Here is a 19,758-nt window from a genome sequence, read left to right as displayed (position 1 = left end):
GCGAACGACCGTGCTGGGGCTTCTGGCGGCCACTCGGGTCACGATCGATACGGCTTTCGGACGGGCTCGCGCGCATGGCGGCGGCGGGCCTGTCTCCTCTGTCGAACTGCTTCGGCATGGCCGTGCGGCCAGCGAGAGGTTGCCGAAGCGCGTGCTAACATTGTTTGTTATCACATCCCGTCGTTCAATGACTCAAACAATGAATTCCGAGACGCTTGCGCCCACGCCGCCCGCCACGCTTGTGATCGCGTCGCGTGAAAGCCGGCTTGCAATGTGGCAGGCCGAGCACGTGCGGTGTGCGCTGCACAAATTATATCCATCTTGTGACGTAAAAATCCTCGGAATGACGACTCGCGGCGATCAGATTCTCGATCGCACGCTGTCGAAGGTCGGCGGCAAAGGGTTGTTCGTGAAGGAACTGGAGAACGCGCTCGCCGACGGTCGCGCCGATCTCGCCGTTCATTCGCTCAAAGACGTGCCCATGGAACTGCCCGAGGGCTTCGTGCTGTCGACCATCATGGAGCGCGAAGATCCGCGCGACGCGTTTGTCTCGAACCAGTACGACTCGCTGGCTGCGCTGCCGGCCGGCAGCGTGGTCGGCACGTCGAGCCTGCGCCGCGAAGCGATGCTGCGCGCGCGTTATCCCGAGCTTGTCGTGAAGCCGCTGCGCGGCAATCTGGACACGCGGCTTGGCAAACTCGACCGCGGCGACTATGCGGCCATCATTCTCGCTGCTGCGGGCCTCAAGCGCCTCGGCCTCGGCGAGCGCATCCGTTCGCTGCTCGATCCCGCGGACAGCCTGCCCGCTGCGGGTCAAGGCGCGCTCGGCATCGAGATTCGCGCCGGCCGCGACGATCTTGCTGCATGGCTCGCGCCGCTGCATCACGAGCACACGGCGGCTGCCGTCGAAGCAGAGCGCATGGTGTCGCGCACGCTGGGCGGCAGTTGCGAAGTGCCCCTCGCCGCGTATGCGACATGGCACGACGGCGCGCTGCATTTGCGCGGCATCGTCGCCACGCCGGACGGCGAGCGGGTGCTGAGCGCGCAGGCGTCGGCGCCTGCAGCCACGACGGACGCCGCGCTCGAACTGGGTCGCGAGGTCGCCAGCCAGCTAGAGGCGCAAGGCGCGCTCGACATTGTGCGCGCGCTCTCCACCGCAAGCGGCCCGGCCGCTTCCGCGTGATGGCGGCCAGCTCGAATCCGACACCCGGTGCATTCCCGTCCAAGGACGGCGCAGGCTCGCCGCATGCGTCGGGCGCGCGCCTGACGGTCGTGCTGACCCGCCCGGCGGGGCAGTCCGAGGCGCTCGCGAGGACGCTGCATGATGCCGGTGTCGCAACCGTCGAATTCCCCCTCATCGAGATCGCCGCAACCGACGACGCAACGCCGCTGCGTGCGGCGCTCGCGTCGCTGGAAAAGTACGCGCTCGTGGTGTTCGTGTCGCCCAATGCCGTCGACTACGCATTCGCAAACCACGACGCGATCTGGCCGCATGCGCTGCCTATCGGCGTGGTCGGGCCTGGTAGCGTCGCGGCGCTCGCGAAGCACGGCGTCGAGGCGCCCGCGTACCAGGTGATCAGCCCCGGCGCAGCCGCCGACGACAACGGCGACGGCGCACGCTTCGATTCAGAGGCGTTGTATTCCGCGCTGGAGGCGTCGCTCGGCGACAACGCGTTCGAAGGCAAGCGTGTGCTGATCGTGCGTGGCGACGGCGGGCGCGAATGGCTCGCCGAACGTCTGCGCGAAGCGGGCGCGGAGGTCGAGACGGTCGCGGCCTACCGGCGCCTCGTGCCCGAGCCGTCGATCGGGGCGTGGTCGCGCATTCACGCGCTGCTGTCGGACACATCGACTGCGCGGCACGCGTGGCTCCTGACGAGTTCCGAAGGCGCGCGCAATCTCGCCGAACTCGCGCACGACCATCTGACGAACAGCGAGCAGACCCATCTGAAGCGCGCGATGTTCGTCGCGCCCCACCCGCGCATCGCGGAAACCGCGCGGGCATTGGGTTTTGATAGCATTACGGTGTCCGGTGCGGGCGATGAGCGCATTGCCCGCACGTTGCTGTCTCTCGCGACACCGCCCGTAGTTCAAGCGGTCCAGTCCAACCCGGCACAAGAACGCATGTCTGATACCAACGCATCCACGACCCCCACGCCTAATCCCGCGCCGCGGCCCGCGAACACGCTGCCGCCGAATCAGCCCTTTACGCCCTACGAACTGCAGCAGCCCAACCGTAAAGGCAACGGACTCGTCTGGGTGGTCATCGCGCTGGTGCTCGCCGCGGCGGTCGCGGGCGGCCTTGCGCTGAACCGCAGAATCATCAAGCTCGACCAGCAGTTGTCGCACCGGCAGCAGGCCAACGACGCCCAGATGGCCGAATTGCGCGTGAAGACGGATCAGGCCGTCTCGACCGTGCGTCAGGCCGACGCGCAGATCGCGCAGCTCGAAGGCAAGCTCGCCGATGCGCAGAACGCGCAGCAGGCGCTTCAGCAACAATACGCAGACCTCGCACGCAACCGCGACGACTGGACGATGGCCGAAGTCGGCCAGATGCTTTCGGCGGCGAGCGAGCAACTGCAATTGACGGGTAACACGCAGCTCGCGCTGTTCGCGCTGCAAAGCGCCGACACGCGCCTCGCCGCGTCGGATGGCGCGCAGGTGCTGGCCGTGCGCAAGGCGATCGCGCAGGACATCGACAGGCTGAAGTCCGCGCCGTCCACCGACCTGACAGGCCTCGCCATCAAGCTCGATAACGCCATCGATCAGATCGACCAGCTGCCGCTGTCGGGCGAGGCGCCGATCGCGCACGCTACGCCGCACGCGTCGACGCCGAAGGACGTCGACCACGTCGCGGCGGCGACGGGCGAGCCGAAGTGGAAGGTGTGGTGGAACCAGTTCGTCGCGGGTGTCGGCGAGCAGTTGACCAGCCTCGTGCAGGTGCGCCGCATCGATCACGCCGACGCGATGCTCGTCGCGCCCGATCAGGGTTATTTCGTGCGTGAGAATCTGAAGCTGCGTCTGCTGTCCGCGCGTCTCGCGCTGCTCGCACGCAACCAGACAACGCTCAAATCGGATCTTCATGCGGCGGATAGCACGATTGGGCGCTACTTCGACGCGTCGTCGAAGAGCGTGCAGACGGTGCGCGACCTCATCAAGCAGATCGACGAAGGCTCGGGCGCCGTCGACGTTCCGAACCTGAATACGAGCCTGCAGGCCGTGCATCAATATCGGAACCGGGGTTAATCATGGCGCTGCGTGGACTTCTCTGGCTCGCATTCCTGTTCGCGATCGCCGTCGTGCTCGCGATCGTCGGGCGCTTCGACACGGGGCAGGTGCTGCTCGTCTACCCGCCGTATCGCGTCGACATCTCGCTGAACCTGTTCATCGTCGGCATCATCGTCGCATTCATCGTGATCTACGCGTTGTTGCGCATCGTGCGCAACATCTGGCGCATGCCGCAGCGCGTCGCCGCGTACCGTGCGCGCCAGCGCGTCGCGAAGGCGCACGCGGCCTTGCGCGATGCGATCGGCAATCTGTACGCGGGCCGTTTCTCGCGCGCCGAGAAGGCAGCCCGCGATTCGCTGGCCAACCCCGACAACAAGGGTGCGGCGGGGCTGATTGCCGCGAACGCCGCGCACCGGATGCACGAGTACACGCGCCGCGACGAATATCTCGCGCAGATCGATGCGGCCGACTGGCAGGACGCGCGGCTGATGGCGACGGCCGACATGCGTGCAGATGGTCGTGATGCCGACGGCGCGCTGCTCGCGCTGACGGAAATGCAATCGCAGGGCGGCCGGCGCATTCACGCGCAGCAGATTGCGTTGCGTGCGCAGCAACAGCTGAAGAATTGGGGCGAGGTGTTGAAGCTCGTCAGGACGCTCGAAAAGCGCGAGGCGATTCATCCCGCCGTGGCTGTGCGTCTGCGTCAGCTGGCGGCCGAGAACCTGCTGCGAGACCGCCGTCACAATGCCGATGCGCTGCTCGAACTGTGGCACTCGCTGACGCCGACCGAGCGGCATTCGCCGCGTCTCGCGGATTTGGCGGCGGAATTGCTGGTTGCGCTCAATCGCCCTCAGGAAGCGCGCAAGATCGTCGAGGAAGCGCTTGCGCAGAACTGGGATGCCCGGTTGTTGCGCCGTTATCCCGATACGACGGGTGGCGATGCGTTGCCGCTGATCCAAAAGGCGGAGGCGTGGCGGAAGGAGCGTCCCGAGGACGCTGATCTGCTGTTCGCGCTAGGGCGGTTGTGTCTGCATCAGCAGTTGTGGGGGAAGGCGCAGTCGTTCCTTGAACAGGCGCTTAAGCTCGCCGATAACGAGACGCTGAAAATTCGGTCGCATAGAGCGCTCGCGCGGTTGCACGAGCAGCTAGGCGATGTTTCAAAGGCTGGCGCGCATTATCGTGAGAGTGCTTTGGCGATGAATATTGTTTAATGGTTTTTCTGCCTGCGACGCAGTCGGGATCTGGTTTTTTGGCCCTTCGCGCAAAAAAACACAGCGCATCGACAGCACCAGAAACAAGAAACCCGCCCGCGCCGCGCAGGCGCCCTAGCGATTCACTAGCCGGGCAGGCACACAAACGGCCAGCAATCCGCCCAGGATCATAAACCCGGCCAGCATATACATACCGGCGGCATTGGCCGAAGTTGCCTGCTTGAGCCAGCCCACGGCATAGGGGCTCAGAAACCCCGCCAGATTTCCGATCGAATTGATCAAGGCAATCCCGGCGGCCGCCCCTGTGCCAGCCAGGAACGACGTAGGCAAACTCCAAAAGAGCGGCAGAGTTGTGAGAATCCCCATCGTCGCGAGCGTGAGGCCAGCCATCGCCAGCGTCGTATCCTTCGCCCAGATAACGGAGAGCACGAGACCCAGAGCACCAACGAAGCCCGGCACCGCGACGTGCCAGCGGCGCTCGCGCGTACGGTCGGCACTGCGCGCAACGAGCACCATCGCGATCACCGCGGCCGCAAAGGGAATGGCGGACAGCAGGCCGATCACGAACGCATCGGTGACGCCCGTCGACTTGATGATGGTCGGCAGCCAGAAACTCACGCCATATAGTCCCATCACGAACGAAAAGTAAATCAGGCTCATCATCAGCACGCGCGGGCTCAGCATCACCTTGCCCACCGCGTGATCTTCCTTCGTTGCATCTTCAGCGGCGATATTGCGTTCGAGCAGTTCGCGCTCTTCCTTCGTGAGCCACTTCGCCTTCGAGATGCGGTCATCGAGCACGATGAACACCAGTATCCCGACGATCACGGAAGGCACGCCTTCGAGCAGGAACAGCCACTGCCAGCCGTGCCAGCCGTTTGCGCCGTCGAACGCCTTCAGGATGTAGCCCGAGATCGGTCCGCCCACCACGCCCGAAATTGCGATAGCGGTCATGAACCACGTCGTCATGCGGCCGCGCCGCTGCGCCGGATACCAGTAGGTCAGGTAGAGAATGATGCCGGGGAAAAAGCCCGCTTCGGCAAGACCGAGCAGAAAACGCATCACATAGAACATGGTGGGCGTAGTGACGAACATCGTCAGCATCGAGACGACGCCCCATGTCACCATGATCCGTGCAATCCAGACCCGCGCGCCGACCCGGTGCAGGATGATGTTGCTCGGCACCTCGAAGATGAAATAGCCGATGAAGAAAACCCCCGCGCCAAAACCATAGACAGCATCCGACAATCCCAGGTCGGTGCTCATGCCGAGCTTCGCGAAGCCGACATTCACGCGGTCCAGATATGCGACGACATAGCTGAGCATCAAAAGTGGCGTTAGACGCCAGGCGACCTTTCTGTATGTCGCCTCTTCAAAGGTCGAAGGCGGCGCCCCTGCGCCGGGATGGTGGAGCGGATTCGCAGGACTGGACACGCTTGTCTCCTATCGATCAGCGTCGGCGCGCGAGCGCATCAGACTGATCCTATGTGAAGCTGATTTTTGTGGAAATGTCGTACCGCCGTTCGCGATTCTAAACTTTCAACGCGCGCTGAAAAGCCGCCCGGCGTCAGTGAAAACACCGAGATTTCAACGATTAACGCGCTTTGACAGGCGGCGCGCACGAAGTGCCGAGGCGCGCCGCTTGCCCTGCCGCTTGCACGGAGCTACACGCAGCGTCCGCCGTCCACTTCGAGACACACGCCCGTGATGAACTCTGCTTCGTCCGAAGCGAGATATAGCGCGGCGTTCGCGATGTCTTGCGGTGTCGAGAAGCGGCCCAACGGAATGCCTGCCAGAAACTTCTGCCGGTTCTCGGGCGTGTCTTCGACGCCCATGAACTCGGTCAACAGCCCCGTTTCGCCGATCACAGGGTTGACGCAGTTCACACGGATGCGGTCCGGCCCGAGTTCGACGGCGAGTGCCTTGCTCGCGACGATCACCGCGCCCTTGCTGCCGTTGTACCAGACGAGGCCCGGCCGCGGCCGCACCCCCGCCGTCGACGCGATGTTGACGAATACGCCGCCGCCTTGCTCGCGGAAATACGGCACGAATTCGCGCACGCTCCAGTAAATGCTCTTCACGTTGACGGCATACACCCGGTCGAACTCAGCCTCTGTCACATCGAGCACCGGCTTGTTGCGATGCGTCGTGCCCGCGTTGTTGACCACGATTTGCACGTTGCCGAAGTCTTCGATCGCGGCGAGGCGCAGCGCATGCCAGTCCTCCGCACGCGTCACGTCGCCCGCGACCGCGATGGCCTTCCCGCCCCCCAGCGCGATCTCGCTCGCGACGCGTTCGGCCGCCGCGCCGTTCAGATCGTTGACGACGACGTTCGCGCCTTCGCGCGCATAAGTCTTCGCGATGCCTTCGCCGAAGCCCGAGCCGCCGCCCGTGACGATAGCCGTTTTACCCGTCAGCCGCATGATGTCTCCTTGTCGTTAGCGTTGTGCACTCCGGCAGGCGCCGGAGCCGTTCGAACCCGCTGTGCGTCAGCCGTGCCGGATCGCCACGGTCTTCAACACCGTGAAACCGTACAGTGCTTCGAAGCCTTTCTCCCGGCCGTGGCCGGAATGTTTGACGCCGCCGAACGGCAATTCGACACCGCCGCCCGCGCCATAGTTGTTGATGAACACCTGGCCCGAGCGCACGCGACGCGCAATGCGCATCTGCCGGCTGCCGTCGCGCGTCCAGACGCCCGCGACGAGGCCGTATGCGGTGCCGTTGGCGAGCGCGAGCGCTTCGTCTTCATCGGCGAAGGGCAGCGCGGCGAGCACGGGGCCGAACACTTCTTCGCGCGCGAGGCGGTGGGTAGGCGGCACGTCGCGCAGCAAGGTCGGTGCCTGATAGAAGCCGGCTTCGGGCGCCTCCGCGATCACTTCGCCGTGAGCCGCCATCGCGATGTTGTCGTGCTGCGCGTCGGAGAGGAAATCCCACACGCGGCGCTGCTGCTTCGCGCTGATCAGTGGTCCGCAGTCGAGATCGGCATGAGCCGGCCCGACGCGCAGTGCCTTGAACGAGGTAGAGAGCCGGTCGAGCAACGGCTCGTAGATGCTGCGCTCGATCAGCACGCGGCTGCCCGCCGAGCAGGTCTGCCCGGCGTTTTGCACGATGGCGTTGACGAGCGTGGGCAGCGCGGCGTCGAGGTCGGCGTCGGCGAAGACAATTTGCGGCGACTTGCCGCCCAGTTCGAGCGTGACGGGCACGTGGTTTTCGGCGGCCATCTGCGTGACGAGCTTGCCCGTGTCGGGCGAGCCGGTGAACGAGATGTGATCGATGCCCGCGTGGCGCGCAAGCGCGGCGCCCGCGTCGTGCCCGTAGCCGGTGACGACGTTGAGCGCGCCAGCGGGCAGGCCTGCTTCGGCCGCGAGTTCCGCAACCCGCAGCACGGACAGGCAGGCGTCCTCGGCCGGCTTCACGACGCAGGCGTTGCCTGCCGCGAGCGCCGCGCCGATGCTGCGCCCAGCAATCTGCATCGGGTAGTTCCACGGCACGATATGCCCGGTGACGCCGTGTGGCTCGCGGATCGTGAAGACGGTGTAGCCGTTCTGGTAGGGCAGCGTTTCGCCGTGGAGCTTGTCGGCGGCGCCTGCATAGAACTCGAAATAGCGGGCGAGGGCGGCGGCGTCGCCGCGCGCCTGTTTGAGCGGCTTGCCCGTGTCGCGTGCCTCGAGCTGCGCCAGTTCTTCGTGGCACGCCGCGACGAGCATGGACAGCCGGTACAGCAGGCGTCCACGCTCGGCGGCGTTTACGACGCCCCATGCGCCTTCGTACGCGCGGCGCGCGCACTGAACGGCGTAATCGATGTCCGCAGCCGTGCCGCGCGCGAGCGTGGCGAACGGCTGGCCGTCGGAAGGATCGATCACGGGGATGGTTTCCCCACCCGACGACGCGGTCCATTCACCGCCGATGAAATGCTTCGCTTCTTCCACACATGCTCCTTGCCTTGTTGGGCGACAAACAGGTATCGAACCGGACAACAAACAGGACAGGCGGCGGCGTGTGCGTTACGCGCGCTTCGTTGCAGCGCGGCGGCCAGCCGTGTGAAAAGATTATCGCGCCGATCGCCACGCGGGTGTCATCGGCTGATTGGCTATAATGGCGCATTCCGCAAGGCACGCAGTATCCGCGCAGTGTGCGGTCTGCGGCGCCACGTCCCGTATCCGGCGGCGCCGCGCGCCATGTTCCCATTTCATCCTGATCAGAGAGCGCCATGAGCTTCAATCACGTTCCCGCTGGTAAAGACCTTCCGCAAGACTTTAACGTCATCATCGAAATTCCGGCGCAAAGCGACCCCGTGAAGTACGAGGCCGACAAGGATCTGGGTCTGCTCGTCGTCGATCGCTTCATCGGCACGGGTATGCGCTATCCCGCGAACTACGGCTTTATTCCGCAGACGCTGTCGGGCGACGGCGATCCCGTCGACGTGCTCGTGATCACGCCGTTCCCGCTGCTGGCCGGCTCGGTGGTGCGCGCACGCGCGCTGGGCATGCTGCAGATGACGGACGAATCGGGCGTCGACGCGAAGTTGATCGCCGTGCCGCACGACAAGATCTGCCCGATGACGGCGGACCTGAAGTCGGTCGACGACGTGCCGCAATACCTGAAGGATCAGATCAAGCACTTCTTCGAGCAGTACAAGGCGCTCGAAAAGGGCAAGTGGGTGAAGGTGGAAGGCTGGGCGGGCGTCGACGCCGCGCACAAGGAAATCACCGACGGCGTAGCGAACTACAAGAAGTAACGGGTTCACTCACGCTTCGTGGCTGACAGGACGCTCCCTCGGGAGCGTCTTTGTTTTTGGGCAACCCGTTGCGCTCGAATGGAGCGCCGACCCCTATGCGACAGATGGTGTGATCCACGCCTTGAGTCGCCACGCGCCGGGCGAGGCACGCGTCGTGCGTCGTCATCGTGAACCAGGCCGCGATTGCCCATTCAGGCCGCCGACGGCCACATGAGCTGAATCACGTCAGGGCTCGACGCCGTGGCGAGCGGCATCCGCTCGCCTGACCGTGTTACTGCACGGGCACCGTCGCCAGCCGCGTGCCGGCAAACGGGTCGTTGCGCCAGTCGACGCCACGGCGTTCTTCTTTTGCTGCTTTCGCAGGCTTGTCGATCGCGAAGTGTTGCGCCGATTGGCCCGCGCTGACGGCGTTGCTGAGCCATTGCGGCATCGCGCCCTTGCCGTCCCACGTCTCGCCGGATGCGCTGCGAAAACGCACAGCCTTCCTGGCGCGGCGCTCTTGCGCGAGTGCGGCGGCGAGATCGGTTGCCTTGATGCCGACTTGCGCCATGCGGCGGCGCAGATACGCAATCATGCTGTCGCGCTTTCGTTCGTCCATTTTGCTTCCCCTCGAGACGCTTGCCAGTGAATGTTGCGGGTATTGCGTTGGTGTGACGAAAGTATCCGATCGCGCCGGATGCGCGTCGAGAGGCGAATCGTGAAAACACTGTTGCTGCCAGTGCGAGTGAAAGCGGATGACGCGCTGCAGCGCGTCAGGCTTGTGTGCTGTCCATCGAGGCGGCTATTTCCGCAGCTTCTTGCGCGGCGTGTTCCGAAGCCGGCAGCACGGACTCGAGCGTCCGTGTGCCCGACGCCAGTTCCCACTTCTGCGCGGGCGCCAGTTGTTTCACGCGATACTCGGCGCGCGACGCGCTGGACCGGTCGGCCAGTTCGAAGGACGCCAACAGACGCACCGGCTTGCGCGAGCGCGTGTAGCGTGCGCCCATGCCGCTCGCGTGCTTGTCGTAGCGGGCTTGCACGTCAGTGGCAATGCCCGTGTAGACGCTGCCGTCCGAGCATTCGATCAGATACAGAAACCACGGCATGGCGCGCGAATTCCCCGGTTATTCCCTGAACGGATTGTGTTCGCGCAGTTCGTCGACGTACGCGTGAATGTGATTTTTCTCGTTGTCGAGGAAGTGCGCAACGGCGTCCGAAAAGGCGGGATGTGCGAGCCAGTGCGTCGAGCGCGTGACGGTGGGCATGAAGCCGCGTGCCATCTTGTGTTCGCCCTGCGCGCCGCCTTCGAAGACGCCGAGCTTCTGTTCGATGCAGAACTCGAGCGGCTGATAGTACGCGGTCTCGAAGTGCAGGCACGGCACGTGTTCGAGTGCGCCCCAGTAACGGCCGTACAGCGTGCCGCCCGCGTTCGCGCCGTCGCGCTGATAGACGACGAGCGAGCTTGCGATCGGTTTGCCCTCGTATTCCGCGATCACCATCATCAGATTCTCGGGCATCGACTCGCCGATCATGCGGAAGAAGTCGAGATTCAGATACGGACTCGAAAAGTGCTCGCGATACGTTTGCCGATAGCACTTGCTGAAAAAGCGCCAGTCGGCGTCGCCGATGTCCTCGCCAGGCATGCGCCTGAACGTGACGCCCGCATCGCGCACCTTGCGGCGCTCGGCGCGGATGTTCTTGCGCTTCTTCTGTTCGAGCGTCGACAGGAAGTCGTCGAAGTCGCGGTAGCCGTCGTTGATCCAGTGAAACTGCACGCCTTCGCGCAGCATCATGCCGAGATCGGTCAGCACCTGCGCTTCGCGTTCAGTTGGAAACAGCACGTGCAGCGACGACACGTCGGCCTGTTCGGCAAATGCGACGAGCGTCGCGGACAGGTGGCGCAGCGCGTGTTCGTCGACGGCGAGCAAGCGCGTGCCCTGAACCGGCGTGAAAGGCACTGCGCACAGCAGCTTCGGATAGTAGGGCAGGCCGTTGCGCTTGTACGCGTCGGCCCACGCCCAGTCGAACACGTATTCGCCGTACGAGTGTCCCTTCGCGTAGACGGGTGCGGCCGCGGCCAGCTTGCCCGTGCGCGGGTCCGTCAGCGTGACGAATTGCGGCGCCCAGCCCGTATCGGCGACGGCGCATTTCGTCGCGTGCAGTGCGCTCAGGAATTCATGGCGCAAGAATGGCGTGGGCTGCGCCTGGCGGCTCAGCAACGCGTTCCATTCGGCGGCATCGACTTCGAGCGGCGAAGCGAGGATACCCGCGCGGTAATCAAAACGTTCCTGGTTCAATCTGTTCGACCGTTGGCGATTCTTGCTGCCTGTGCTCGCGATTGCGCGCGGCGCAGCGAACGGCCATGTTAAAGCAAATGCGCGCGCGAAGTGCGCGGCAGGGTCGTCGCGCGCACATGATCGAGACCTTGAATGCGCTTACGGCTTATCATTTACGCTGTTCCACAGCCGCCGTTTCGCGCGCGGCCGTCTGCAGGCGTGCGCGCATGAGGAATCTCTGACATGAAAGGCAATTTCTTCAACCTGTATTCGCATCGTTTCGCGCGCGTCGCGGTGGGCGTGCCGCGCTGCCGTGTCGCGGACCCGGCCTTCAACGCCGACGAAACGCTCAGGCTCGCACACGAGGCGGCCGCGCAAGGCGCGGCGCTCGTCGCGTTTCCCGAACTCGGCTTGCCCGCCTACACATGCGACGACCTCTTTCATCAGCGCGCGCTGCTCGATGCATGCAAGACAGCGCTGGCAAAGATCGTCGACGCATCGAAGAAGCTGCCCGTCGCACTGATCGTCGGCATGCCGCTGCAGGTGGATCACAGCCTGTACAACTGCGCTATCGTCGTCGCGCGCGGCGCCGTGCTGGGCGCCGTGCCGAAGACCTATCTGCCGAACTACGGCGAGTTCTACGAAGCGCGTCAGTACGCGCCTGCCGATTGCGCCGTCGCGCGCGACATCGATCTGCTCGGCCAGCGCGTGCCGTTCGGTGCGTCGCTGCTGTTTGAACTGACCGACGTGCCCGATTTCCGCTTTCACGTCGAGATCTGCGAGGACGTGTGGGTGCCCATTCCGCCGTCGTCGTTCGCGTCGCTCGCGGGCGCAACGGTGCTCGTGAATCTGTCGGCGTCGAACGTGGTGGTCGGCAAGTCGGGCTACCGGCATCAGCTGGTGGGGCAGCAGTCGGCGCGCTGCCTGGCGGCGTATCTGTACACGTCGGCGGGACGCGGCGAGTCGTCGACGGACATGGCGTGGGACGGCCAGGCGTTGATCTATGAAAACGGCGAGATGCTCGCCGAGTCGGAGCGTTTTCTCGACGACTCGCACATGATCTTCGCTGACATCGATCTCGAACGGCTGTCGCACGAACGCATGCGCCAGACCACGTTCGGCATGTCGGTGCAGCGTCACAAGGACGAGGCAGCGAAGTTCCAGGTCGTGCGCGTCGCGATTGGCCTCGACGCTTCGCAGGCGCTGCCGCTCGCGCGCAAGGTCGAGCGCTTCCCATACGTGCCCGCCGACTCGCGCCGCCGCGACGAGCGCTGCAACGAGGTCTACAACATCCAGGTGCAGGCGCTCGTGCAACGGCTGTCGGCGTCGAATATCCAGAAGGTCGTGATCGGCGTGTCGGGCGGGCTGGATTCGACGCATGCGCTGCTCGTTTGTGCGAAGGCGATGGACCGGCTCGGGCTGCCGCGCACCCACATCGTCGGCGTGACGATGCCGGGTTTCGCGACCAGCGACCGCACGCTCAAGCAGGCGCGCGAACTGATGGACGTGGTCGGCTGCACGCCGATGGAAATCGATATCCGGCCAAGCTGCGAACAGATGCTGAAAGATCTCGGCCATCCCTATTCGGCGGGCGAGGCGAAGTACGACATTACGTTCGAAAACGTGCAGGCGGGCGAGCGCACGAACCATCTGTTCCGTCTCGCCAACTTCCATAACGGCATCGTGATCGGCACGGGCGATCTGAGCGAACTCGCACTGGGCTGGTGCACGTACGGTGTCGGCGATCACATGTCGCACTACAGCGTGAACGCAAGCGTGCCGAAGACGCTGATCACACATCTGGTGCGCTGGGTCGCGGAGACGGGTGCCGTCGGCAGGAGCGGCTCGGATACGCTGCTTAACGTCCTCGCGACGGAGATCAGCCCCGAACTGGTGCCGGGCAAATCGGCGGGCGCGATCGAGCAGAAGACGGAGTCGTTCATCGGCCCGTATGAACTGCAGGACTTCAATCTGTTCTACATCCTGCGCTACGGCTTTGCGCCGTCCAAGGTCGCATTCCTCGCGCTGCATGCATGGCGCGACAAGGAGCAGGGCGGCTGGCCGGAAGGCGCACACGTCACGCGCAACGAATACGATCTCGCCGCGATCAAGCGCAATCTCGGCATCTTTTTGTGGCGCTTTTTCAAGACTAGCCAGTTCAAGCGCACCTGCGTGCCGAATGCGCCGAAGGTCGGCTCGGGCGGCTCGCTGTCGCCGCGCGGCGACTGGCGCGCACCGAGCGATTCGGAAGCGGCCGTGTGGACCGATGATCTTGCAACGGTTCCGGACAAAGCCGCCTGAAACCAGTCGTTATCTGCCGTTGCGCACGTGTGCGCACGCATTGTCATGCCCGAGGCTGGCAACGTGTGCGGTGCGGCGTAGAATCAACGCATCTGTACCTTCCTTTTTAGAACCGAGACGAGGCCCGCCATGAAACGCATTACCGCCATCATCAAACCGTTCAAGCTCGACGAAGTGCGCGAAGCGCTCGCCGAAGTCGGCCTGACGGGGCTGACCGTCACCGAGGTGAAAGGCTTTGGCCGTCAGAAAGGACACACCGAACTGTATCGTGGCGCCGAATACGTCGTCGATTTCCTGCCCAAGGTGAAGATCGAAGTCGTCGTGTCGAACGACCAGTGCGATCAGGTGATCGATGCCATCATCGGCGCGGCGCGCACGGGCAAGATCGGCGACGGCAAGATTTTCGTCGCGGACGTCGAGCGTGTGATTCGCATCCGCACGGGTGAGGAGAACGAAGCGGCTGTGTGACATGCGCCGCTGACGCGATGCCACGTGACGTTGTTGCGGCCTGATATGAGCAGCGCCGGCGTTTGCACCGCGCCGGTGCGGCATGACAGACTGGAAGCGGCGTCGTGCGCGTCGGTGCTCGCGGAAATAAAAAAAGGTGCGATACCCTTTCGGACATCGCACCGATACGCGCCTCTCGCAGCAGCGTGAAAACCGTTTCTGTTAAAGCTGTTCTGTTCGCACCGTTCGATTAGAACGAGTGCTGGATACCTGCGTACACGCCCGTCTGGCTGTGACCGATCAACGGGTTATCCGACGCCACGGTGTTGCCCGCCGGATTGGCGTTCAGACCGTAGTTGGCCGTCTTGCTGTTCTGCACCGTTGCAACCTGCAGGTCGAACAGCGTGCGCTTCGACAGGTTGTACGAGCCGCCCAGCGTATAGATCGTCGCGTTGCCCGCACCGTTGTTGCCGTTCACGTGGTACACCGCACCGATCAGCGCTGCTGCCGGCGTAGCTTGCCACGTCACGCCGCCCCATTCGTGGTCGAGCGTCGTCGGCGTGCCCGGCGTTGCTGCCGTGATGCCCGACGTGCGGATTGCCTGGTACGCGCCCTGGATCTTGAACTGGCCGAGGAACACGTTGAATGCAGCCGTGTACTCGCGCGAGAAGTTATACGAGTCGTTCAGGCCGCCGTTAGCCGGGTTGCGGATTTCGTCATAGATACCACGCAACTGGAAGAGCGACGACGTGTACGTGACCTGTGCACCTGCTTCGCGACCCTGAGCCGTCGTGCCGTTGCCGTTCCAGTTCGTCGCGTTCGACAGTGCGTACTGACCGTAGAAGTCAAGACCAGCGATCTTCGGCGACTGGTACGCAACGTTGTTGCTCGATTGTGGCCAGTTGCGGCCACGGACCAGCGATGCCGACGACCAGTTCGACTGGCCAAACGGGTCGAAGTCCCACACGCCGTTCGAGATGAACAGCATGCGACCCATCGTGAACGTACCGTACTGATCGCTTGCGAAGCCGACCGTCGCCCAGCGATTGAAGAGACCGCCGCCGCCCGGGCCTGCACCCGTCATCGTGTTGAACGAGCCTTCCAACTGGAAAACGGCCTTGTAGCCGCCGCCCAGATCTTCAGCACCCTTCAAACCCCACAGGCTGGTACCCCAGTCACCGCTTTCTGCGCGGAAGCGGTGCGTGCTGCTCGTCGCAGTGCCGCTACCCGTCGCGCTCGTGGGTACACCCGACATGTACTCCAGACCAGCGTCGAGACGCCCGTACAGCGTCACGCTGCTCTGTGCGTGTGCTGCAACGCCGAACGTCAGCAGCGCCGCGGCAGCCAAAGCTTTCTTCATCTTCTCCTCCATACCCTGTCAAAAAGTAAAGCCAGTACTGCGAGTGGTGCCCGGACGCCAGCAGCGCCGAGCAGGAATCTTCTTCAGGGACAGTGGTGCGGCGATCGGTTGTGTGTCGACGTGCAGCCTCGCTGGCCGTCTGATCGTCTTGCCGATTCCTCGCGACCGGTATCTCCTGTTCGTTCGTTTTGAAGTGAAACTACTTTTCTTGAACTTTGTTTTGCTACTTTCGTTACTAATTTAGCAAAATACCCTTCGGTTGGCGAATAAATTAGCGATGCTCGGTAAAGATGTCTCTAAATTGCAATACCAATGTGAGACAAGTGTGGTGGGGAGGGGTGGAAAACGGGCTTCTCGCCTTGTCGGGTAAGGGACACACTGTTGTTAATGACTTGGGTCAAGGATTGCCACTATTGACGAGGCAAATCGTCGGGAGTAAAGGCGTTTTGAACTGTCGTTCGTGCAGATGTTGGGATGCCGAAGCTTTTAGGGCGCTCGGAAGGGGGCAAGGCGCGCCGCGTGAGTATGAAAAAGGGCGCCGGTAAGCGCCCTGTAAAACTACATAAACTACATGTCAGTGTTATTTCAGGCTGCCCGAGAGAAACTGCTTGAGACGCTCACTCTTCGTGTTCCTGAACACTTCGTCCGGGTGGCCTTCTTCTTCGACGCGCCCCTGATGCAGGAACATCACGTGATTCGACACGTTGCGCGCGAAGGCCATTTCGTGCGTGACGACGATCATCGTGCGGCCTTCTTCCGCGAGCGTCTGCATGACCTTCAGCACTTCGCCGACCAGCTCGGGGTCGAGCGCGGAAGTGGGCTCATCGAACAGCATCACGTCGGGGTTCATCGTCAGCGCACGGGCGATGGCCACGCGCTGCTGCTGGCCGCCCGACAGATGCGACGGATATTGCTTTTCGACGCGTGGCGCGAGTCCCACTTTCTCGAGATAGGTGCGGGCGCGCTCCTCGGCTTCTTTGCGCGGAACGCCTAGTACGTGCAGCGGCGCTTCGATAATGTTCTCGAGCACCGTCATGTGCGTCCACAGATTGAAATGCTGGAACACCATCGAAAGTTTCGTGCGCATCTTCTGCAACTGCTTTGCGTCCGACACGCGCAGCGCGCCGTGCTTGTCCTTCTGCGTGCGGATCTCCTGGCCTTCGACGAAGATGCGCCCGGCGTTCGGCTGCTCGAGAAAGTTGATGCAGCGAAGCATCGTACTCTTGCCCGAGCCGGACGAGCCGATCACGCTGATCACGTCGCCGCGGTTCGCGCGCAGCGTGACGCCCTTGAGAACTTCGTTGTCGCCGTACTGCTTATGCAGGTTGTCGACGAAAAGCATTTGCGGTGTAGCGGGAGTGTTCATCGGGTTCCTTGACTTGCTTGTACGCCGTCGTTACTTGCCTTGCGGGCGCAGATAAGCGAGCCAGCGGCGCTCGGCGCGACGGAACAGCCAGACGAGCGCAAAAGAAATGATCAGATAGAGCAGGGCGGCGATACCGAACGCGTCGAACGAACGGTAGGTCGCCGAATTGACGTCGCGTGCGATCTTCAGGATGTCCGGCACCGTCGCGGTGAAGGCGACCGTGGTGGCGTGCAGCATGAGGATCACTTCGTTGCTGTAGTACGGCAGCGCGCGCCGCAGCGCCGACGGCAGGATCACGCGGCGATACAGCGTGAACTGCGACATGCCGTACGCGCGCGCCGCTTCGATCTCGCCATACGGCGTCGCCTTGATCGCGCCGGCAAAGATTTCCGTCGTGTATGCGCACGTGTTCAGCGTGAACGCGAGCAGCGTGCAATGCATGCCGTCGCGGAAGAACGCGTTGGTCAGCGCGTTCGAACGGATAATTTCGAGGCTGTACAAACCCGTGTAGCAGAGCAGCAGTTGCACGTACAACGGGGTGCCGCGGAAGATATACGTGTACAGCCACACCGAGCCTGCGACCCACTTCTTCTTCGACACGCGCGCCACGGCGAGCGGTACCGAGAGACAGAAGCCAAGGCCAATGGAAATCACCAGCAGCCACAGCGTGATGGCGACGCCCGTGAAGCGGTAACCGTCCGTATACAGATAGTTGCGCCAGTATTGCTGGATCAGCTCGATCATAGTTCCGCCTTGCGCACGCCAGTCGAGTAGCGTTTTTCGAGGTACATCAGCACGAAGTTCGAAGCCGTCGTGATGAGCAGATAGATGGCGCCTGCCATCAGCGTGAAAAAGAAGAAACGCAACGTGCCTTTGCCGGCGTCCTGCGACGCCTTGACGACGTCCGCGAGACCGATGATCGACACGAGCGCCGTCGCTTTGACCATCACCTGCCAGTTATTGCCGATGCCGGGCAGCGCGAAGCGCATCATCTGTGGAAACATGATCCGCGAGAATACCTGCCAGCCCGTCATGCCGTACGCGGCGCCCGCTTCGAGCTGGCCGCGCGGCACGGCGAGGAATGCGCCGCGGAATGTCTCGGTGAAGTACGCGCCGTAAATGAAGCCGAGCACGGCGACGCCGGCGACGAACGGATCGATGTCGATCTGGTCCCAGCCGAGCATGTCGGTCAGATTGTTCAGCCAGATCTGGATGCTGTAGAAGAGCAGCAGCATCAGCACGAGATCCGGGACGCCGCGAATCAGCGTCGTATAGATCGTGCCGACGCTGTATGTCACCCGGTTCTTCGACAGCTTCGCTGCCGCGCCGAGCAGACCGAGCAGGAATGCGAGCGCGAGCGACAGGATAGCCAGCTTCACGGTCTGCACCGTGCCGGCAAAGATGATCGGGCCGTAGCCTTGAAAGAGCATAGTGAGTCCTTGACGACGCTTCCGCGCGCCGCGAAAGACGCGGCAATCGTACGCTGCGGCGGTTCGCGCGAAGACCGATGGCCTTCGATGTCTCCCGTGCGGCGCACAGCATGCCGCTGTGCGAATCATGACTGCCTGGCCAATCCTGCATCGCGGCCGGCAGCGCGTTTGTTTGCTTCCGAGTGTTGCTTTTAGCTTGTTGCTTCCGTTTGTTGCGTGAACTGGGACTGCGTTGCTGCTGGGTCCGACTGTATTACGAAGCTCGCGGGCCGGCCCATCCGTGCCTGCCCGAGCTTTTGCCATCGCTTGCGGCAATGGGTAATTGCGTCAGCGACTCCGAAAAATATCGACGTCGAAATACTGCTTCTCGAGCTTCGTGAACGTACCGTCTTTGTGGATGTCGGCGAGCGCCTTGTTCAACATGGCCTTGAGCTCGCCGTCTTCCTTGCGCAGGCCGATGGCTGTACCGTCGCCGATCGTCTTTGCGTCCTTCACTTCCCGTCCCGCCCACGCGAAGTCCTTGCCGCGTGGCGTCTTCAGGAAGCCGGAGTCGGCCTGCAGCTCGTCCTGCAACGCAGCGTCGAGACGCCCCGTCGCCAGATCCGCGTACACCTGGTCCTGGTTCTGGTAAGGCACGACCGTCACGCCCCTGGGCTCCCAGTACGCCTTCGCATACGCTTCCTGCGTCGACCCCTGCTCGACGCCGACGTGCTTGCCCTTCAGCGATTCTGCCGTCGGCAGCAGCGGGGAGCCCTTCTTTGCGATCATGCGCGCGGGCGCGTCGAACAGTTTGTCGGAGAAGTCGATCTGCTCGCGGCGCTTGTCGGTGACGGTCAGCGACGACACGATCATGTCGTACTTCTTGCCCTTGAGCGCCGGGATGATGCCGTCGAGGTCCTGTGCAATCCACACGCACTTCACGTTCATCTTCGCGCACAGCGCTTTGGTCAGATCGACGTCGAAGCCGACCATGTGGCCGTTCGGCGCGATCGATTCGAACGGCGGATAACTGGCGTCGACCCCGATGCGCACCGTTTTCCATTCTTTCGCCATGGCTGCCGAAGCCATGACGGCGAGCGCCACGCACAGTGTGTACTTCTTCATGTTTCTCCTGACTTCCCGTCGCCGCGGCGCCTGCGCGCGCTGACGATGGCCGCTCGCGGCCGGCCGACGCCATTCTAGGCGGACAAAAATGCGTTGCCTGAACGGGCGGCGGATTGTTTCGGTGCTGCTTCGGCCCGTGCGGACGCGGCCTGCGCGGCGAGCCATTCCAAAAAGCGCGGTATTTTACCCGAACGGGCGGGCGGTGCCAGTAGTCACGACGCGGAAAAAGCCCTTTGCCGCCAGAGACATGCGCGTCGAACGCGGCGCCACGGCGACGCAGCGACGGGTGCCACGTGCATCGCGCGGCCTCGCGCCATTGCC

At 63.4% G+C, this 19,758-nt stretch carries 17 protein-coding genes; 6 read left to right on the top strand and 11 right to left on the bottom strand.

The window, feature by feature from the left end:
• The first annotated feature begins 199 nt into the window (after window positions 1-199).
• Genes hemC through BPHY_RS11085 form a run of 3 tightly spaced genes read left to right on the top strand, consistent with a single transcriptional unit; the run spans window position 200 to window position 4,436 of the window.
• Window positions 200-1,183, top strand: a complete 984-nt coding sequence (gene hemC, locus BPHY_RS11095) for a hydroxymethylbilane synthase (protein ID WP_012401560.1) — start codon at window positions 200-202, stop codon at window positions 1,181-1,183.
• Window positions 1,183-3,243 (top strand): fused uroporphyrinogen-III synthase HemD/membrane protein HemX, encoded by a 2,061-nt coding sequence (hemDX, locus tag BPHY_RS11090; RefSeq protein ID WP_012401559.1) that lies wholly within the window; start codon window positions 1,183-1,185, stop codon window positions 3,241-3,243. Before hemC ends, hemDX begins: the two co-directional genes overlap by 1 nt.
• A gap of 2 nt (window positions 3,244-3,245) precedes the next feature.
• Window positions 3,246-4,436 carry a heme biosynthesis protein HemY gene (locus BPHY_RS11085; RefSeq protein ID WP_012401558.1) on the top strand — a complete coding sequence of 397 codons (1,191 nt, stop codon included), beginning with the start codon at window positions 3,246-3,248 and terminating at the stop codon, window positions 4,434-4,436.
• 114 nt (window positions 4,437-4,550) lie between these two features.
• Here BPHY_RS11085 and BPHY_RS11080 read toward each other — a convergent pair whose 3' ends face one another.
• The 3 genes from BPHY_RS11080 to BPHY_RS11070 form a co-directional block, all read right to left on the bottom strand.
• Window positions 4,551-5,870 carry an MFS transporter gene (locus BPHY_RS11080; protein WP_012401557.1) on the bottom strand — a complete coding sequence of 440 codons (1,320 nt, stop codon included), beginning with the start codon at window positions 5,868-5,870 and terminating at the stop codon, window positions 4,551-4,553.
• A 230-nt stretch (window positions 5,871-6,100) separates the two neighbouring features.
• Window positions 6,101-6,859: an SDR family oxidoreductase gene (locus BPHY_RS11075; protein ID WP_012401556.1), complete on the bottom strand. Its 759-nt coding sequence runs from the start codon at window positions 6,857-6,859 to the stop codon at window positions 6,101-6,103.
• 66 nt (window positions 6,860-6,925) lie between these two features.
• Window positions 6,926-8,365 carry an aldehyde dehydrogenase family protein gene (locus BPHY_RS11070; RefSeq protein WP_012401555.1) on the bottom strand — a complete coding sequence of 480 codons (1,440 nt, stop codon included), beginning with the start codon at window positions 8,363-8,365 and terminating at the stop codon, window positions 6,926-6,928.
• Window positions 8,366-8,646: 281 nt separating this feature from the next.
• On the opposite strand from BPHY_RS11070, the gene ppa reads away from it, so the two are divergent.
• The gene (ppa, locus tag BPHY_RS11065; protein ID WP_012401554.1) at window positions 8,647-9,174 is read left to right on the top strand and encodes an inorganic diphosphatase; all 528 of its coding nucleotides are present in this window, start codon (window positions 8,647-8,649) and stop codon (window positions 9,172-9,174) included.
• Window positions 9,175-9,445: 271 nt separating this feature from the next.
• Here ppa and BPHY_RS11060 read toward each other — a convergent pair whose 3' ends face one another.
• From BPHY_RS11060 to BPHY_RS11050, 3 genes are all read right to left on the bottom strand, one after another.
• The gene (locus tag BPHY_RS11060; protein ID WP_012401553.1) at window positions 9,446-9,772 is read right to left on the bottom strand and encodes an H-NS family nucleoid-associated regulatory protein; all 327 of its coding nucleotides are present in this window, start codon (window positions 9,770-9,772) and stop codon (window positions 9,446-9,448) included.
• Window positions 9,773-9,926: 154 nt separating this feature from the next.
• Window positions 9,927-10,259, bottom strand: a complete 333-nt coding sequence (locus tag BPHY_RS11055) for a GIY-YIG nuclease family protein (RefSeq protein ID WP_012401552.1) — start codon at window positions 10,257-10,259, stop codon at window positions 9,927-9,929.
• An 18-nt stretch (window positions 10,260-10,277) separates the two neighbouring features.
• A complete protein-coding gene (locus BPHY_RS11050; RefSeq protein ID WP_012401551.1) occupies window positions 10,278-11,450 on the bottom strand; it encodes a GNAT family N-acetyltransferase in 1,173 nt (390 codons plus the stop codon).
• Between the two features lie 222 nt (window positions 11,451-11,672).
• Between BPHY_RS11050 and BPHY_RS11040 the strand changes: the two genes are divergently transcribed.
• Together BPHY_RS11040 and glnK are read left to right on the top strand one after the other, a co-directional pair.
• Window positions 11,673-13,730, top strand: coding sequence for an NAD(+) synthase (locus BPHY_RS11040; protein WP_012401550.1), 2,058 nt, complete (start codon window positions 11,673-11,675; stop codon window positions 13,728-13,730).
• A 129-nt stretch (window positions 13,731-13,859) separates the two neighbouring features.
• Window positions 13,860-14,198, top strand: a complete 339-nt coding sequence (gene glnK, locus BPHY_RS11035) for a P-II family nitrogen regulator (RefSeq protein ID WP_012401549.1) — start codon at window positions 13,860-13,862, stop codon at window positions 14,196-14,198.
• 229 nt (window positions 14,199-14,427) lie between these two features.
• Here glnK and BPHY_RS11030 read toward each other — a convergent pair whose 3' ends face one another.
• The 5 genes from BPHY_RS11030 to BPHY_RS11010 form a co-directional block, all read right to left on the bottom strand.
• The gene (locus BPHY_RS11030; protein ID WP_012401548.1) at window positions 14,428-15,537 is read right to left on the bottom strand and encodes a porin; all 1,110 of its coding nucleotides are present in this window, start codon (window positions 15,535-15,537) and stop codon (window positions 14,428-14,430) included.
• A gap of 580 nt (window positions 15,538-16,117) precedes the next feature.
• A complete protein-coding gene (locus BPHY_RS11025) occupies window positions 16,118-16,903 on the bottom strand; it encodes an ABC transporter ATP-binding protein (RefSeq protein ID WP_012401547.1) in 786 nt (261 codons plus the stop codon).
• A gap of 30 nt (window positions 16,904-16,933) precedes the next feature.
• Complete coding sequence (locus BPHY_RS11020) at window positions 16,934-17,647, bottom strand: ABC transporter permease (protein WP_012401546.1); 714 nt, start codon at window positions 17,645-17,647, stop codon at window positions 16,934-16,936.
• Window positions 17,644-18,333 (bottom strand): ABC transporter permease, encoded by a 690-nt coding sequence (locus BPHY_RS11015; protein ID WP_012401545.1) that lies wholly within the window; start codon window positions 18,331-18,333, stop codon window positions 17,644-17,646. Before BPHY_RS11015 ends, BPHY_RS11020 begins: the two co-directional genes overlap by 4 nt.
• 327 nt (window positions 18,334-18,660) lie before the next feature.
• A complete protein-coding gene (locus tag BPHY_RS11010) occupies window positions 18,661-19,437 on the bottom strand; it encodes an ABC transporter substrate-binding protein (protein WP_012401544.1) in 777 nt (258 codons plus the stop codon).
• Window positions 19,438-19,758: the final 321 nt, after the last annotated feature.

Origin of the sequence: Paraburkholderia phymatum STM815 (assembly GCF_000020045.1) — a bacterium.
GTDB lineage: Bacteria > Pseudomonadota > Gammaproteobacteria > Burkholderiales > Burkholderiaceae > Paraburkholderia > Paraburkholderia phymatum.
This window is presented reverse-complemented; position numbering and strand designations above follow the sequence as displayed.